This window comes from Prodigiosinella confusarubida, from assembly GCF_002847015.1.
In the GTDB taxonomy this organism is placed as follows: domain Bacteria; phylum Pseudomonadota; class Gammaproteobacteria; order Enterobacterales; family Enterobacteriaceae; genus Prodigiosinella; species Prodigiosinella aquatilis.
This window is the reverse complement of record NZ_CP025085.1, coordinates 437,766-453,853: the sequence shown is the minus strand read 5'-3', so window position 1 is coordinate 453,853 and position 16,088 is coordinate 437,766. Positions and strand designations below refer to the sequence as shown.

Annotated in this window: 17 protein-coding genes; 6 read left to right on the top strand and 11 right to left on the bottom strand. The window is 49.4% G+C overall.

All coding sequences use genetic code 11. The annotated features are described in order from the left end of the window. Positions 1-3: 3 nt before the first annotated feature. Genes CWC46_RS02095 through CWC46_RS02085 form a run of 3 tightly spaced genes read right to left on the bottom strand, consistent with a single transcriptional unit; the run spans position 4 to position 2,719 of the window. Entirely contained in the window at positions 4-654 is a 651-nt protein-coding gene (locus tag CWC46_RS02095; protein ID WP_021013812.1) for a TenA family transcriptional regulator, read from the bottom strand. Positions 655-657: 3 nt separating this feature from the next. Next, entirely contained in the window at positions 658-2,085 is a 1,428-nt protein-coding gene (locus tag CWC46_RS02090) for an AMP-binding protein (protein WP_021013813.1), read from the bottom strand. Continuing rightward, positions 2,063-2,719 (bottom strand): thermostable hemolysin, encoded by a 657-nt coding sequence (locus tag CWC46_RS02085; RefSeq protein WP_021013814.1) that lies wholly within the window; start codon positions 2,717-2,719, stop codon positions 2,063-2,065. The genes CWC46_RS02090 and CWC46_RS02085 overlap by 23 nt, the downstream gene beginning before the upstream one ends. Before the next feature lie 123 nt (positions 2,720-2,842). On the opposite strand from CWC46_RS02085, the gene CWC46_RS02080 reads away from it, so the two are divergent. Then, positions 2,843-3,745 (top strand): LysR family transcriptional regulator, encoded by a 903-nt coding sequence (locus CWC46_RS02080; protein WP_021013815.1) that lies wholly within the window; start codon positions 2,843-2,845, stop codon positions 3,743-3,745. A gap of 132 nt (positions 3,746-3,877) precedes the next feature. Then, positions 3,878-5,062, top strand: a complete 1,185-nt coding sequence (locus CWC46_RS02075) for an MFS transporter (RefSeq protein WP_021013816.1) — start codon at positions 3,878-3,880, stop codon at positions 5,060-5,062. A gap of 223 nt (positions 5,063-5,285) precedes the next feature. Here the strand turns inward: CWC46_RS02075 and CWC46_RS02070 are convergent, their stop codons facing one another. Together CWC46_RS02070 and CWC46_RS23455 are read right to left on the bottom strand one after the other, a co-directional pair. Continuing rightward, the gene (locus CWC46_RS02070) at positions 5,286-6,560 is read right to left on the bottom strand and encodes a histidine-type phosphatase (protein WP_021013817.1); all 1,275 of its coding nucleotides are present in this window, start codon (positions 6,558-6,560) and stop codon (positions 5,286-5,288) included. A 252-nt stretch (positions 6,561-6,812) separates the two neighbouring features. Next, on the bottom strand, positions 6,813-6,941 hold the full coding sequence (locus CWC46_RS23455; protein ID WP_255401354.1) for a hypothetical protein: 129 nt from the start codon (positions 6,939-6,941) through the stop codon (positions 6,813-6,815). A 320-nt stretch (positions 6,942-7,261) separates the two neighbouring features. Between CWC46_RS23455 and CWC46_RS02060 the strand changes: the two genes are divergently transcribed. Beyond that, on the top strand, positions 7,262-9,286 hold the full coding sequence (locus CWC46_RS02060) for a protein-disulfide reductase DsbD family protein (RefSeq protein WP_021013819.1): 2,025 nt from the start codon (positions 7,262-7,264) through the stop codon (positions 9,284-9,286). After that, complete coding sequence (locus CWC46_RS02055; RefSeq protein ID WP_021013820.1) at positions 9,286-10,008, top strand: DsbA family protein; 723 nt, start codon at positions 9,286-9,288, stop codon at positions 10,006-10,008. The genes CWC46_RS02060 and CWC46_RS02055 overlap by 1 nt, the downstream gene beginning before the upstream one ends. A 43-nt stretch (positions 10,009-10,051) precedes the next feature. Here CWC46_RS02055 and CWC46_RS02050 read toward each other — a convergent pair whose 3' ends face one another. The 4 genes from CWC46_RS02050 to CWC46_RS23750 all read right to left on the bottom strand — a co-directional run bounded on the left by CWC46_RS02050 (position 10,052) and on the right by CWC46_RS23750 (position 13,513). Further along, a complete protein-coding gene (locus tag CWC46_RS02050) occupies positions 10,052-10,669 on the bottom strand; it encodes an NmrA family NAD(P)-binding protein (RefSeq protein ID WP_071790840.1) in 618 nt (205 codons plus the stop codon). 346 nt (positions 10,670-11,015) lie between these two features. Further along, positions 11,016-11,366 carry a hypothetical protein gene (locus CWC46_RS02045; RefSeq protein ID WP_037380462.1) on the bottom strand — a complete coding sequence of 117 codons (351 nt, stop codon included), beginning with the start codon at positions 11,364-11,366 and terminating at the stop codon, positions 11,016-11,018. Positions 11,367-11,550: 184 nt separating this feature from the next. Next, entirely contained in the window at positions 11,551-13,152 is a 1,602-nt protein-coding gene (locus CWC46_RS02040; protein WP_021013823.1) for a hypothetical protein, read from the bottom strand. A gap of 85 nt (positions 13,153-13,237) precedes the next feature. Continuing rightward, complete coding sequence (locus CWC46_RS23750) at positions 13,238-13,513, bottom strand: hypothetical protein (protein WP_051391442.1); 276 nt, start codon at positions 13,511-13,513, stop codon at positions 13,238-13,240. Between the two features lie 30 nt (positions 13,514-13,543). On the opposite strand from CWC46_RS23750, the gene CWC46_RS23155 reads away from it, so the two are divergent. Together CWC46_RS23155 and CWC46_RS23150 are read left to right on the top strand one after the other, a co-directional pair. Beyond that, entirely contained in the window at positions 13,544-13,768 is a 225-nt protein-coding gene (locus tag CWC46_RS23155) for a hypothetical protein (RefSeq protein WP_021013824.1), read from the top strand. Continuing rightward, positions 13,729-14,049, top strand: a complete 321-nt coding sequence (locus CWC46_RS23150; RefSeq protein ID WP_021013825.1) for a hypothetical protein — start codon at positions 13,729-13,731, stop codon at positions 14,047-14,049. The genes CWC46_RS23155 and CWC46_RS23150 overlap by 40 nt, the downstream gene beginning before the upstream one ends. 13 nt (positions 14,050-14,062) lie before the next feature. Here the strand turns inward: CWC46_RS23150 and CWC46_RS02025 are convergent, their stop codons facing one another. Both CWC46_RS02025 and CWC46_RS02020 read right to left on the bottom strand, forming a co-directional pair. After that, the gene (locus CWC46_RS02025) at positions 14,063-15,007 is read right to left on the bottom strand and encodes a DMT family transporter (protein WP_021013826.1); all 945 of its coding nucleotides are present in this window, start codon (positions 15,005-15,007) and stop codon (positions 14,063-14,065) included. Positions 15,008-15,104: 97 nt separating this feature from the next. Continuing rightward, positions 15,105-15,887 (bottom strand): AraC family transcriptional regulator, encoded by a 783-nt coding sequence (locus CWC46_RS02020; protein ID WP_021013827.1) that lies wholly within the window; start codon positions 15,885-15,887, stop codon positions 15,105-15,107. Positions 15,888-16,088 lie beyond the last annotated feature (201 nt).

Genomic DNA, 16,088 nt, shown 5'->3' with positions numbered 1-16,088 from the left:
AAGTTAGCGCTCCGTCAGGCTGCGCAACATGTCACCATACAGTTGATAAACAACATGCGCGGAATGAACGATGGCTTCCTGATCATGTGGCTCGCTGACCTTATCCATTAGCGAGGCGAAAAACTTCAGATGTTCCTGATCCAGTGAACCGTGAGAACGCAGGTAGCTCATGGCGCTGGCCGGTAATTTCAGACCTTGCTCCAGTTGTTCGGCGACGCTGGTGGCGATATTGACGCTGGTTCCTTCCAGAACGTGTACCATGCCGAAAATACTCATCGGGTTACCGCGATTGATGCGGTCATAAAGAAAAGAAAGCATTAATTCAATCGAGAGATGAGGATGACCGTGACGTACCGCTTGCGCATCCCCGCCACAGGCCTGGATATCATCCAGGATCCACTCCTGATGGCCGTACTCTTCGTCAATATATTCAGCGATGGCGCTGAGCACCCATTCATAACTCATGGGTAATCGGCTACCTGCCGCCATCAACAGCGGTACGGTATGACTGACGTGGTGATAAGCCTGGGTCAGAAAAGCGATATACATTTCACGGGTGATATTGCCGTAACGACACGCTTCAATGACCGGGGCGGACATCATTTTCTGCTGCGATGAAGCCGTACTGGTTTGTAATTGTTGATAGAAACCCATGTCTTACTCCTGAATAGCACGTTGAATTTGCTCCTGAAACCGTAAATAAATAGCAGCACGACGCAGGCGGCCATTACTGGTCATCAAAGCAGAGTTGGATAAGTTGGTGACAATAAAATGGTGGATACGAGCATAATCCGGCAGTTTTTCATTTAGTGTATCGATTTGGGTTGAGAGATCTTTTTCTTTGCCGGGGACAGGATGTACCAGCGCCACATTGACGGGCAGGCCATCACCGAATACCACCAAATGGGAAATGGCGGAATACAGCATGGCTTCAGTCTCGATCCATTCCGGTGAAAAATTGCGCCCGAATGCATTGATCTGTACATTTTTCAGACGTCCGTCAACATGCAGAAAACCAGCGTCATCCAGCCGGCCGAGATCACCAGTGGCAATGCTCTCCGGCACGGTATCACCGCCGAGATAACCCAGCATGGACGCGCCTTTTACCCGAATTTCATGTTGCGCGGAGAACGAGATTTCGCAGTGAGGCAGCGGACGTCCGGTGCTGCCAGGCTGATCATCACCGGGAATATTGAGAGAAACGACAGAGCCACACTCGGATAATCCGTAGCCTTCATAAACTGGAATACCCTCTTGACGGGCTAGCAGTAGCAGGTCTGGAGCCACTTTGCCCCCACCTACGGCGACGAAACACAGTGAGGAAACACATTCCCGATTTTTGCCTGCCAGGCTGGTTAATAATCGTAGTAATTCGGGCACCAGTACCAGACTGTGAGGACGCCACTGGCTCAATACCTGCGCCAGAACATCAATGGAGAACTGGCTGGAACCCGTAAACCCCACCTGATGCAGTGGAAGAATGACGCTTTCCGCACCTAGCAGCAGCGGAACGTACAACCCGGTGATGTTTTCCAGCAAGGTGGCGAAAGGTAACAGGGTCAGGTGGCGATGAAGCGGAAGATGGTCAATACGCTCGGCCAGTGACTGACTGGTGCGTTCCATTCCACGCAGACTCAGACAGACGCCTTTGGGTTGACCCGTGGTGCCGGAGGTGTAGGTGATTTTAGCGGTGCCGGCCGGTACTGTCGGCACCTGCTGTGGTTGATATCGGTACAAGGGCAGTCTACCAATAGGTGTCGCTTCCCAGCCGGATCGTTCCGCACCAATCAGCGCGTCGGCACCGCTGTTTTCCAACAACCATGTCTGCTGCTCCTGGCTGAAAAATAGCGGCATCGGAATGATGATAATTCCCGCCTTCAGGCAGGCTAAATCTACCAGTGCCCATTCGATGCTGTTATCCAGTTGCAGGGCGAGGCGGGTGATGCCTTGTTGCGTCAATAACTGCGCCAGATTATTAATTTTCTCATTCAACTGGCGGTAAGTTAGTTGCTGTTCGCCGTTATTTAATGCGATGCGTTCAGGGGACGTCGTGGCCCAGTGTTTAATTGCGGCAAAAAGCGTCATGTTTCAATTCCTGAGTGTTGAAGGGAAACGAGGGAATCGAATCAAAAAGTGAAAGTAATAAACTGTTTTTACTTAACACTTCATGACCATGGATCAGATCGCCCATCATGACTTGTGGATGCTGGGTGTAATAGCTGCCCCAGCAGGTTGCATCATCCAGTTGCTCTGGTCTGGCCTCCATCAGTTCAATCGGAGACAGACTCAGGCGTGAAAAGATATTGCGCAACTTTCGGGTGCCGGTGAACGCGATGTGCCGAAAGTGGCTTTGGTTTAATATCAGGCACAGCGCCGCAAACATGATACGGGCATTACTGCTGCCATTAATGGTGGCGAAATTACCGATTTCCACCAATCCGCTGCGGTAAAGCTCTATGCCTTTTTGCTGGTGCGCGACGTCTTCGATTGGTGCATCCAGATAGCTCTCCAGGTAAAGTTTCCCTTCTGTGGCCGGCTTAATGCCACAAGCAGCCACCAGCGTGCCGTCCGCCTGGGTCATACCCAGTAGATAAGGCAGAAAGTGAGGGATCACCGCATCGAACTCCCGTTGATATTCATGCTGGATGAATTTACGACAGGTTTCCTGACGAGTAGCGTTGTCAGCCCAGAATAAATGGTACGGTGCGTTAACGGTCATAGAGCTATCTCTCTGAATGCGATAGCTGCATGCTAGCCACATACCATTAAGAGAGACTTAAGAAGAATGAAAAGTAACCACTTATTGTGTGGTTGATAATTATTTGTTGATAAAAGGTGAACAATGGATCGTTTGGGTACGCTGGAAACGTTTGTTTGTGTCGTTGAATGTGGGTCGTTCTCTGCGGCATCCAAACGTCTGGGGATTGGCCAACCGGCGATCTCTAAAGCCATCATGCAGCTTGAACGGCAGCTTTCAGTAACCTTATTGCTGCGCTCTACCCGTGGACTGACGCCAACCGAAGCGGGACAGCAGTTCTATGAACATATTGCGCCAGCCATCAATATGATCCGGGAGGCGGAAGACCGCGTGCGCCATGGTGGTACGCAGTTGTCTGGACGTTTACGCATTTGCGCGCCGGTGACGTTTGCCCGGTTGCATATCATGCCGCGTTTGCATGAGTTTATGTCTGCGCACCCACATCTTAAGGTGGACATGATTTTGGATGATCGCCCAGTAGACCTGATTGCCGAAGGCATTGACATTTCGCTGCGCCTGGGAGCATTGAAAGATTCCGGGTTGACAGCCCGTAGAATCGATACTTGTTCGATGCGGTTGCTGGCGACACCTGAGTACTTTTCCACGCACGGTACACCGCATTCGCCAGATGAAGTGACGAGTCATGATGCCGTGGTTTACTTGCAAGCTGATACTCCCAGCCGTTGGCAGTTCAGTCGTGGTAACACGCAGAGTTGGGTTACCCTTGCTGGCCGAATCAGGGTTTCTGCTGCCGAGGGTGTGCGAACAGCGGTGTTGGCGGGTGACGGCTTGGCGGTGGCTTCTGAATGGATGTTTGCGCCGGAACTGGCCGATGGACGTGTTGTTACCGCGCTGGATGACTGGCACATTGGCACGATGGATTTGTGGGCGGTGTATCCGGGTGGTCGGTTGACATCTGCCCGGGCCAGAGCCTTCACTGATTTTGTCGCAGGTAGCGTGACCGGTGTTTTGTCGGGTTTGGACTGAATAAGTAGCATCTATTCCATTATGGAATAGATGCTATGTTATTTTCCTTTCTACCGGGATGAAGTCTATCTCCTTATGCTTTGTCTGACAGGTCTGCCACTTTCGGCAGTCATTAACCAGACGAGTATCATCATGAGCACATTACTCAGTGGAACAGACGTTCGGACGTCATCCACGCTCGGTAAACCACTTATTTTTGCCATGGCAGCGGCCAGTGGCATTTCCGTTGCCAATATTTATTACAACCAACCCATGCTGGAAGTGATGACGGCCAGTTTCCCCGGCAGTCGTGCTATAGCGTTGATTCCCACCGCCACCCAGTTGGGTTATGCGCTGGGATTACTGTTGTTGGTGCCGCTGGGGGATAAATTTGATCGGCGTCGGTTGATTGTCTGGCAATTTCTATTGCTGGCGCTGGCGTCTGTGTTGGCAGCGCTGTCACCGTCTGCGCCGCTATTATTGATAGTCTCGGTGCTGATTGGATGTGGCGCCACCGCCGCTCAGCAGATTATACCGGTTGCCGCCTCAATGAGTGGGGTTGGTCAACGAGGAGCGGTGGTGGGTACGGTGATGAGTGGCTTGTTGAGCGGTATTCTGCTGAGCCGTACCGTGGCGGGATTGGTTGCTGACGCGGCTGGCTGGCGGATGATGTTCTGGCTGAGTGTGCCGCTGGCGCTGGCCGGTGCCGCATTCATGGCCAGAATGTTGCCTGCTTGCATGCCCGAACAATCTGTTCGTTACGTCACGCTGATGCGTTCCCTGCTGACACTGTGGCGGGAAGAACGCGCGTTGCGCAAAGCGACTTTCGTTCAGGGCGTGCTGTTTGCCTCGTTCAGTGCGTTCTGGAGTGTGTTGGCGCTGTACCTCAGCGTGGGCAGCCATCCTCTGGGTGCGGCGGCGGCCGGACTATTTGGTGTAATCGGTGTCGCGGGTATTACTGCTGCGCCGTTTGCCGGACGCATGGCCGACCGTGTAGGGAGCCGACCCGTGATTATCGCTGGGGTGCTGCTGACGTTGTTGTCATGGGGTGTTTTCAGTATCTGGACTTCCGTCACCGGTCTGATTGTCGGGGTCATTTTGCTGGACCTGGGGGTACAAAGTGCGCTCGTTGCCCATCAGCATGTGATTTACGGCCTGCGGGAGGCGGCCAGAGGCAGAATCAACACGTTGTTTATGGGGGGGATGTTCCTGGGGGGCGCGTTGGGCTCCACTGGTGCGATGGCTGCCTGGATGCATGGCGGTTGGTCACTGGTTGCGGTGTTTGCCATCGGACTGACTCTGTTGGCTGTCGTGGCGGTGTTATGGAAACGGCAATAACGGTTCATGTGTTAGCGATGGGAAAAGGGCCGGAAACCGACCCGAAGCATCATGGCAAAGTGTGTATCGCGGCGATAATGAGGAGATCGTAAAGACGGGGCAAGTGCGTCCTTGTAAGCTCAAGCCGCGCCATCACTGGCGCGGATGCTTTACTCTTCTCTCCCATTATCACCGTTTTGACGCCATACATAGGTTTGTCAATGGTCTGAAAGCCGGTTTCAGGTTACATCGTGTAATGCACAGCAAGTAGCGCGGTGGGATCGATAGACGCGTTGATGCGCTTGATAGTCGAAAGATACGGACACAGCGTGCCGACGTCTGTCAGGTGGCAACCCGGCATCTGGAATTCGGTACGCAGCGGTGGATGAGTGTTATCCAGCGGTGTCAGTGAGCGAATCTGATCCAGTGATTGCGCCTGAAAATAGATGCGCAGGAAACGCTGTCCGGATTGATTATTGCGCCAGCGTTCAAAAATCAGGCTGCCAGCGGGTGGAATGTTGCCACGCGGGTAGTTGGCCATTTTCCAGGTAAAGCCCAGCATGGTACGCAGTTTGGCGATATTGGTATCATGGGCTACATATAGCAGCCAGGCCGCTTGTGGCGGTTCGCCGGTTTGTTTACCTGGTTCAAGCGCCAGGGCAATCTGGTTCATCAATGTCGATCCGCCGCGGCGCGCCACATAAGGCAGATCATTGGTGAAATCGTAATTGGTGGTCAGTAACGGCATCAGGGCACCAACATCTGCGGCATTATGTACATTGCCGAAAGCAACCTGACTCAGTGGCATATTGTTGCTGTAGGCCAGACGAATGGTTTCCGCCATATTGGCTAATACGTCGGGGCCACGCAGCGCGATGTTGCCCTTTTTATTTTCATGCAGTTTCCACGGCGTAGTAAATGCCGGGCAGGGCTTATCCGGCAGACATAGCGCTTGTTGCAGGCGATCAATCTCCGGTTTCAGTGCGGATTGAATCTGTTCCGCTGTTTTGCCGTCCATCGCTTTCATCAGATCGGCACGTACTTTGGCCGGATCAACACTCAGCCCCGCTTTTTCCGCATGAAACAGCGTGTCCTGTTTTTCACTGGCTGTGGCATGAATCATGACGCCACAGCCCGGAAATACACCATCCATCAGCGCATGCGCGGTTTCCTGTGTGCGCTGTAATGGGCTGGACCAGACAAAGACTTCTCCCGGTGATGGACACCCTGGTTTGAGTAATCCATGCTGGCGTAGATAATTCCCTTCGTATTGACCTTTCAGTACCGCAGCGGCGTAGCCGTGCCCTGTCAGTTCGCCAAAGGGGGTCAGCCAGGTGGGCCATTTGCGTCCAGTGCCTTCCTGAATGGCTTTGGCGTTGCCCTCTGTCGGCGGCCTGACACCATGGCGGCTGACCTCAACCACCTTTTCCAATGTCCATGGTGACGACTCAGCCTGTGCGGCCACAAAAGGCAAAGAAGCCAGCAATATTCCTGCTAATGCCCTGCACTTGAATGTCATGATTTGTCCTCGGATGCTCATGCGTGCGCATAGGGTGAGAAAGGCTACGCCATGCATGATGAACAAAGAATAGATTTTCTGTTACTAGTTGAATAAAGGTTTGTTTCCCAGGTAATCCCGGTTTTTTTTAAAATCAGGTGTTGCGCGTTTATCTATTATTTCTCTGTTTTTGATGCCGGCTGTCATTCCCACATGGATGAAATGTAAAACAGATCCTTACACTATGTCTTCTTGTAATTTGATGATGTTCCTTTACGATACATCCGGTCTGTAGTAAGAGATATCGCTATGCATAAACGTCATCAGATCGGAAAAGGTTTTCTTGTGCTGGCCGGTATCATCCTCCTCGCCTGCATAGCGCAGCGTATTGCTAACCAGCATTCTTTGTACCTTAGCCATGCGCATGAGATGGTGACGCTTGCAGACCAGTCAGACAAGATAGCGCCCGTTTCCCCCTGTCAGTTGAGCGCTCATTCACTGCTGATGACACAACCACTCTTTTTTGAGAGTCCGCTCCTTTTTTTGGGAAGTTTGCTGGCTTTCCTCGCCTTTTTTATCCAGCCAATAAAACAACTAACCTCTTATCCACCGGAGCGTGAACATCCGCCACCGGTTTTGCGAATACACCTTAAAAATTGCGTTTTCCGTGAATGACAGACCGTTTCTGACGGTTCTGAACTACTCATTTACGGAGATTAATTATGTACATTTTTATCAGGAGATTTTTTCTCCTGTTGTTGTTCAGCATATCCGCTGCTCAGGCGGCAGATACCGGCTGGTTACAGGATGCGCAGAACAGCCATGCGCAGGTACGCGTTCGCGCTGATACGTCAAAGAGCGACCTACGTGTTTTGCTTGACGTCAGACTGGCGCCTGGTTGGAAAACCTACTGGCGATCCCCTGGTGATGGCGGTGTGGCGCCAAAAATCAGCTGGCAGGATCACCTTACTGCCAAATGGTTCTGGCCGGTTCCGACGCGTTCCGATATTTCAGGGTTAACGACTCAGGGATACCATGACCACGTTACTATCCCGATGGTCATGACGGAGAAACATCTCACCGTTCTTGCGGGTACACTGACGCTTCCAACATGCAGTAACGTCTGTATTCTGACTGACTATCCATTCCGCCTTGACTTGTCTTTGCCGAATGATAAGTCGTTTGATGATGATTTTACTCGCGCGATGGGTCGGGTTCCCAGCCAAAGCGGCATGATGAGTGATGTGAAAGCGTCCTATACCAATGGGAAGCTGCTCATTACGGCGGAAAACCCTCGCGGATGGAAAGCCCCGGAAGTGTTTCTGGATTCCCTAAGCGATGCCAGCCTGGGCAAACCGGTGACCGATATTAACGGACATCACCTGAAGGTGACGGTTCCGGTGACTGATGCGTGGGGTGACACACCACCTGATCTGACCGGACAAAGCCTGTCACTGGTCATTGCCGATCAGGATATGGCGCAGCACAGTAAAACCTTAATCGCTCGAGCGCAGATGGGGAATGTACTGCCTTTCTGGAACATTCTACTCATGGCGCTTGCCGGTGGGTTGATCCTGAATCTGATGCCTTGTGTGCTGCCGGTGCTGGGTATGAAACTCGGCTCGGTACTGCATGCGGATAACCGTGTACGAGGCAATATACGTATCAGGTTTCTCTCCACTGCAGCCGGAATCATGGTCTCATTTATGGCGTTGGCGCTACTGATGACCTCGTTACGTTTAAGTCACTCGGTTATCGGATGGGGCCTACAGTTTCAAAGTCCGTGGTTTATTGCCTTCATGGTGCTCATTACTTTCCTCTTTAGCCTAAACTTGTTTGATGTTTTTTATTTCGCCCTGCCTTCTGCCTTAAATAGCCGTTTGGCCACGGTTGGTGGACGCGGCATCGCCGGTAACTTCTGTGAGGGGGTTTTTGCAACACTGCTCGCCACGCCTTGTTCGGCACCATTTTTGGGAACGGCGGTAGCGTTTGCACTCGCAGCTCCCTTGACGCAGCTATGGGTCGTGTTTTTGGCGCTGGGGCTCGGAATGAGTTTCCCCTGGTTGCTGGTGGCATTGTGGCCGGCAATGGCGATGTGGCTACCCGGACCAGGACGCTGGATGAACTGGTTACGCACCGGTCTTGGCCTTATGATGTTCGGTTCATGCTTGTGGTTGCTGAGTTTGATAAATGTCTATGTCGGCACTGACATCGTCATTATGATTGCGGTATTTATGGTGTTACTTACCGCGATCCTTATCGGCAAGAAAACCCAAAACTATGCCCGGATGTTTTACATCGCGTTGCTTCTTGTGATGTTTGTGAGTGGTTATCTGACCAAATCACTTATCGTTTCCGGTTCAGGTGTATCCCAAACAGAGGCCAGGGAAAAAATTGCCTGGCAACCGTTGAGTGAAGAGGCAATTAATCAGGCGCTGATGAATCATAAGCGTGTGTTTATCGATGTCACCGCTGACTGGTGTATCACCTGTAAAGTTAATGAACTCCGGGTGCTGGATCGTGAAGATGTCCGTCAGGCTCTGCAACAGGATGACGTAGTGGCTCTTCGTGGAGACTGGACAAAACCGGCTAAAGAAATCACCGACTTTCTCAAACGTCGCGGAAGAGTAGCGGTACCTTTCAACCAGATTTACGGTCCGGGTAAACCGGACGGTGTTGTGCTACCACCTCTTCTCGACAGTGAAAATTTATTAAAAACGCTGAATGCGGCTAAAGGAACACGTTAATGAAAAAACTCGCTATTGCTTTAATGTTGATCTCCACCCCTCTCTGGGCTGCGCCACCTTTTACGCCAGCACAGGAAGCCAGAATCAAAGTGCTAATCAAAGAAACCCTGATAGAGAACCCGAGCATCTTGGCGCAGGCAGCTGACGCCTATAACCAGCAGGCTGAGCAACAACAACAGAACGAAGTGAAGCAGATTATCAGCCAGAATAAAGATGCTCTCTACAATGATTCTGGCTCTCCACATATTGGCGCCAGCAAACCCAAACTGACACTGGTGCTATTTACTGATTATAACTGCCCGTACTGCAAGCAGTTCGATCCGTATATGGAGAAGATTATAAAGGCGCATCCGGAGGTGGAAGTGGTGTTTAAATTTTTGCCGTTTCGTGCCGCAAGTTCGCTTACCTCGGCCAGGGATGCGCTTACCGTATGGGAGACACAGCCGGATCGCTTCCTTGCCTTTAACGACCGCTTAATGGCCAAAAAGGGTTATCACGATGACGCCAGTATTAAAGCTGCCGAGAAGACAGTGGGCGTGACGGTCAATGAACCAAGCAAAAGAAGTCTGGAAACCATCAAAACGAATCTCGCCCTGGCCAATAAACTGAGGATTCAGGGAACACCGGCAATACTGATCGGCGACACCCTGCTGTCAGGTTATGTTCCTTATGATCAGTTTGAGAAAATGGTAGAAACAGAATTAGCAAAAGTAGGAAAGTGAGTTATTACATGCGGGCCGATAAGGCCCGCTTCACCGCCAGTATTCAATAATCGTGCTTATTTTCTTCCAGCCACTTTCCCACATCGGTAACGTGAATCCCGCGTTGTGCATTGTAAGTAATCGATTTATCCCAGGCGACCCCATCTTCACGTGCAAAAGCAAGTCGGTAGGCTGCGAATACATCATTTGGTGAGCTTTCTACGGTGTTTTGAAGCGTTCGAATGTTATCCACTTCAAGAGCAAAAGAAGACCGGTACTGTTGGCTCAGTATATTAGCCAGTTGCCTATATGTAATCGTGTCACCTGCTATATAGATGACCCTATTTTCTATAGCTGGGGTTTGGAAAAATATCTCTGCTGTCAGTATCCCTATATCTTCAGGCGTCGTGAGCGTTAACGCAAAGTTTGCATTGCCCAGTGCATGTACTTTTCGGCCAGGTATATCAACCACGCCAAAATCGGGTTTAAAAAGAAAACGGGTAAACATACCCGTGGAGACGATAACCCATTTTGTCTGTTGCTGGTTTCGTAAAATCTGCCGGACAGCAAGTTGCTCATCCCAGACGGGTTGCCCGCTTCCTTTTCCTATTCGGTCATAATCAACACCGAATTGCCACGGAAAATAGTGCGACACACCAGCTTCAATAACGGCACGAGTCATTTTTATTTGTGTACCGGTTCCCCCTACCGGTCTCACTGCCCATAGAAATCCACAAACTGACGAACAGATGCCTGTTTACGGACTTGATGCGGATATAAATCGTTTATTTTGAATACGTTAGTGGAGGTAATGCCTACGGTATTAGATATCATGACTGTTTTGGCCTTTGTATTTTTGGTCCTGTATAAAATAGCTTCACGAGTCATTTCTATATATGATGGTGCGATAACATTCTGATTTTCAGAATTTTTTCTTTAAATGTCTCGATGTCATTATTGTTTATGCTCACCAAAAATCTCTTCCGACAGCGACTGATTTTGTTTTGTAGGCTCTGTATCAGATATTTTTAATCCAACAACCCACGAGAAACCTTACTTGCCGTCTGACTGAAATTATATCGATCAACAACATTCCCTTTAAACCAGATTTCAAGGGAGTTCATATGAGCGGTGTTGCTGTTCTTCAGCAAGGCCAGACCGGGAACATAGTTCGATATCTGACTCTCGCCTGACATACTGGAGTAAGACCACATTTCCTGACCATCATTGGTTGCGCGTGTTTGCGGCTCCCCAAATGCAGCCAAGATTTCCTGCTGCGTAGTTTTCCCTTTAACGATTTTGGTTTTAACGGTCTGCTGAGTTTCGTTTTTCAGGGATTTATTACCATAAGTCGTGCAGGCGGAAAGAGGCGAGTACACCTATATCGAGTGAAATGCGTGAGGCCATGATGCGACTCGTTTCCGAAGGGGACGAGCGCACGGGCTATGGCCTCAATCAAGTCGTGCCGACCGCAAACGTCAGACATGCGAACTAATTAAATCAGCAAAAGACAAATAACTACTAATGCACCACTGACTTATTCGTATTAAGCCTCTATCAATATCACAAAAGGGAAGCATCGAGAGCTTGCCCAAATGCTGATGCATCACTTCTAATTACATGGTCAATCTTTTGAAATTCGCTTTTCAAGGCCACGCGATATGAGCTCTTGGTCGGCATGTTCGCTCCCGAGATCACTGCAGTAATAAACGACGAGGAGACATCCGCCAAATTAGCGTCACGCTGAATCTTGATATGGCTGCGAACGACGACCTCCAGCAAATATGTCTTGAACTGTGCCGAGATTTTCTCACTTGGAATGATATCTCCTAGCATCGAGCCAAGCACCTTGGTGGCTTCCTTAGAAATATAGTGCCGATCAAAACCATCAGCAGCACGGGTAGCCTCGGGTATCTCAGAGTCCGTAATTCGCGCACACTGTTCAGCCCAATCCGTGGCAACGCTGACCAAGCGGTAGAGAAGATAGTGAAAAGGTGTCGGCCACTCTTGATAGCTTTCCTCATCCGGCTGCACAGTCATTTGCTTGAGGATCTTTTCCGCGAAGTGCCCAAAATAGTGCAACCACATATGATTGTGCAGACCCTGATGGATGCCCTCATGGATCATGATTTCGAAAAGTGTTATTCCCGAATTGATTGGGCAGCGGAACCTGCCTGCGTCATAGTAGGAGCCTAGTGGTTTGTTGAGTTTCTCGACCAACTCATTATCTTCATCGAGCCGTCTGCATACAGCCTCACCAATGGCCTTATCCAGACCGTTCTTCAACGCCATCTCGGCGTCGGCAAAGAAAAATCGAAGCAATCTGTTATTTTCAGGAAGATATAACCTACTACCAACACTGAGGTTTTGATTGTTTTTCAACTCCACATAGAGACGACTCCCAGGAGCATCGAGCAGTGCATCTATGTAGTGGTCAATAAAGTCGGAGTTTATCGCTTCATTGGATTCAAGAAGCCTGAGGCAAAAATGTGGGTGCGCCACCGCCAGATGGATCGTCAGCTCTGGAGAAGTGACCATATTTAAGAGGACCTCACGGGCTTGCGTGCTGGCATCATCACGGGCCAAACTCCACGACTTCAATTTTTGAAGTAAGGAATTCAAACGCTTTCGCCATGCAGGTAGTACTGGTGGTCTATCACCGCGAAACAGAGCGGCCATGTCAATTTTTTGCCTGTCGAAATGATCAATCCAGCGCACGAGCAAAGACTGCTGCTTGGCCAAGGAAATCAGTTTCGGCAGTTGAGGTTCGACAAGCAATACCAACTCGTCATATCGCCTGGTGAGATGCAGGTTTTCAATCAGTTCACGGAATATGTGGACTCTACCTCGGGCAAGAGTAGGAAATCTTGTACGCCAAAAGAAGTAGCAGGCAACGGATAGGAGAAGCAGGTAAACCGCGCTTGAACTATCAAGCCCCCACTTCCACGGCCCTAGGCTGTAGTACAGCCCAAGTCTTTCTAAGGCCGGAGCAAAAACTAAATAGTGAATGAGGAGAAAAACTACGCCACCGACAAACCAATCTCTCCAAGTCATACAGAAGCGAAAACGAAGCCTGTTGGTAGGAGAAATCAACGCCCAGACGGCGGCGATAACGCCTAATATGGTGAGCAAGCTGGTAGTGTCAATTTGAGTAGGCGTTGTCATATGAGCTTCATTTTTGTGTTCATTACTTTTCTGACAAGGTTACATGCGTCAGCTCAGGTTTGTAAGACATAGCTCGTGTAAAAAATCATGGGTTGGGTTGCTCCAACATTTTTTGCAGAGAAAAAGGCCAAGCCCCCGATCTTTGTGATGGAACATCGGTGGGAAACGGCTGAACATGGCAACGGCCGCCCTTGTGTGTCGAACCGTAGGCAAGCGAAGCGCGCAGATACTCCTTGACCGCAAAAGGTGAATTGAACTCGGTGCCGCGCTGCATCTTCTGGTTGATGACCAGGCGCGCGACTTCCAGAATCTGTTTCGCTGATGCCAGCGTATAGCGCCCGCGAGGGTCACGCACCAGCAAAGCGGCATCGAACGAGGAAAAGTTGCCGGCATGTTGATAATCAGCATGGCAGATACATTGGGAAGTGCAGCGTATAATGTCGGTTTTCTAATTCTGTCCAAGTTGCTAACGCCTGATACTGCAGCTAAAACAATGGGGCTACTATTAGCCATCTGGGCCGTAGGGAATTCATTGGTGCCAGGCTTGCTGGTTATTGGCTTCGTAGGAGCGGAAGAATGGGCATTGAAAACATCTTCTTTGCTGGCGTGGCCCTGATGTCTATTGGATTTATTTGTACCTTTCAACAGATGGAAATGCCATGGCCTTTGTTTTTTATTATCTGGGCTGGAATCGGCAATGGCCTGGCAAAAGTGAGCCTCATTTCGCGAGTACAAAACGAACCTGAGAGCCTACGATTACCGATATTTAGTTTGTTAACACTGATGCAAATGACTGGGTTTGGTATTGGAATGTTGTGTGCTACTCATAGTATGGCTGCTCAACAAGTATGCTCAAAAGCGGAATTAGAGCTGTCCGAGGACAAGGCATCGCTATGATTGTGGAACGCTGTTAATCGTTTATTTCCTCTAATGCTTTTTTCTGTTTGGCCCCCTCTTCCTCGCTGGCATAGCGCCAGCGAGACATAATATACAGTCCAACGCCAATTAGTACGCCACCAATAACTTCGTGCAGCGCTGGGGTTTGCCGTGTCAATGCGAAAGCGATTAATGCAGCAAATAATGGACACAGGAACAAAAAACCGCTGGTTTGTACAGAGCCGCCAATTTTCAGGGCCGCGAACCATAATCCCATTGCTCCTGTTGACGCTGGGATGGCCAACCAAAAAAACATTCCCCATTTATAAGGTGTGGAAGGCAGCGCGGGATGTTGTTTACTTACTATGGCAACAATTGCCAAAACCAAGGCTCCAAGCAACATCTGCCAAAATGTTACTATCCATGGTGAAAGGGTAAAATCAAACTTTTTATTAAGCACCGTGGAGCATGCCCAACACCCTGATGCCAACATGACCAGCCCGTCACCATAATTAATACCGTTTCCGGAATGGCTGATACCGATACAAATTATCACGCCTATAAAAGCGATAAGTAATCCAACCAACGCCAGCATTGATGACCGCTCACCCAGAAAAATCCATGCCAGCGGGACGACTAATAAGGGATTGCTTGCCATTAAAATCGCAGCAGTAGAGGGAGACGTAGACAGTAATCCAAAGTTCAGGAATGCCATAACACCCGTTGTTTGTAATGAGCCGATTAAGAAAAGCTGTACCCAAGGTAGATCACGTAACTTTAGTTGTTGGCGGCGCATCAGTAAAAAGACAAAAGGGCATAACGTTAGTGCCGCAACAAAGAAACGAGCAGAGGCTGTCCAGAGTGGTGGGACATCGCTCATAACTATCTTGGTGCTTACGAAAGAGGAACCTTGTAGAAAAGTGGATATGATTACTAACAAAAGGTATTGGTTTATCGTTGCCACTCGAGAGGTTTTCATCTGTTCCCCAATTAATTTTCATTAATCAGAACAGTATATGGATTAACTATTTTTAGTTTCTTTTGAATGAGACAGGTTTATCGTCGAATCGGACTTATCAACTAAAATAATCACTGGGCACTTTGCCAGTCACTCGCTTAAACATCACGGTAAAAGCCCCTTGGGAGTTGTAACCTAAACTATCGGCAATTTGGCTAATGCGTTCGCCTGCAATGAGCCTTGGAATTGCATCGACAATACGTAACTGCTGACGCCAATGGACAAATGGCATTCCCGTCTCATTTTGAAATAATCGCGTGAGTGTCCGAGTTGTTGCACCAACCTCATTTGCCCACTCGAATAAGGAACGTGGATCACCTGGATGCGCAAAAAGCGCATCACAGATGCTGCGTAGCCGTTTGTCTCGACCCATGGGTAATCGAAGACCATTCTCGGCGGAACGTTGCATTTCCTCCAAAGTTAATGAAAGTAAACGTGATTCAAAACTTTCTGGTGGATAATTTAAATGAAATTTTGAGGCCTGAGCGAGCAACTCTCGTAATAGAGGTGACACATTAATGCCCATCGGATGAAGCGGCAAGGCAATAGAAAACGCCTTGATATTGACATAAAGGGTACGCAAAGATACCGCAGTTCGGGCGACCATAGCATGATCCACCTGTGGTGGTATCCAGACGCCACGAAGGGGAGGAAGCATCCAATACTCATCTCGGGTGCGCAGTTCCATCATCCCGGAGCAGCCATAAACCAGTTGTCCACGGCTGTGCTGATGCAAGGTAATGTTGTGGCCCGCTGGATACTCTTTAGACATAGAAACGATAGGATTTTGCGCATTTATCCACTCGTCCAGATCGGGGCTGAGAGTCTGGTTAACGTTCATCTTTTTTATTCGTGATCTATTCTCACCCAATTACATTAAACAGATTAATGCATTATCTCTCAAGGTATTATTGGCGTTGTTGAATAAATCAAACCTTTGTCCATCATTGATGCATTTTTAATTCTCTATTTTTATTTTTTATCTTTCCATAGTTATAGCGATTGCTACTATTAAGTGATTGCCAAAAAAATGATCAGTTAA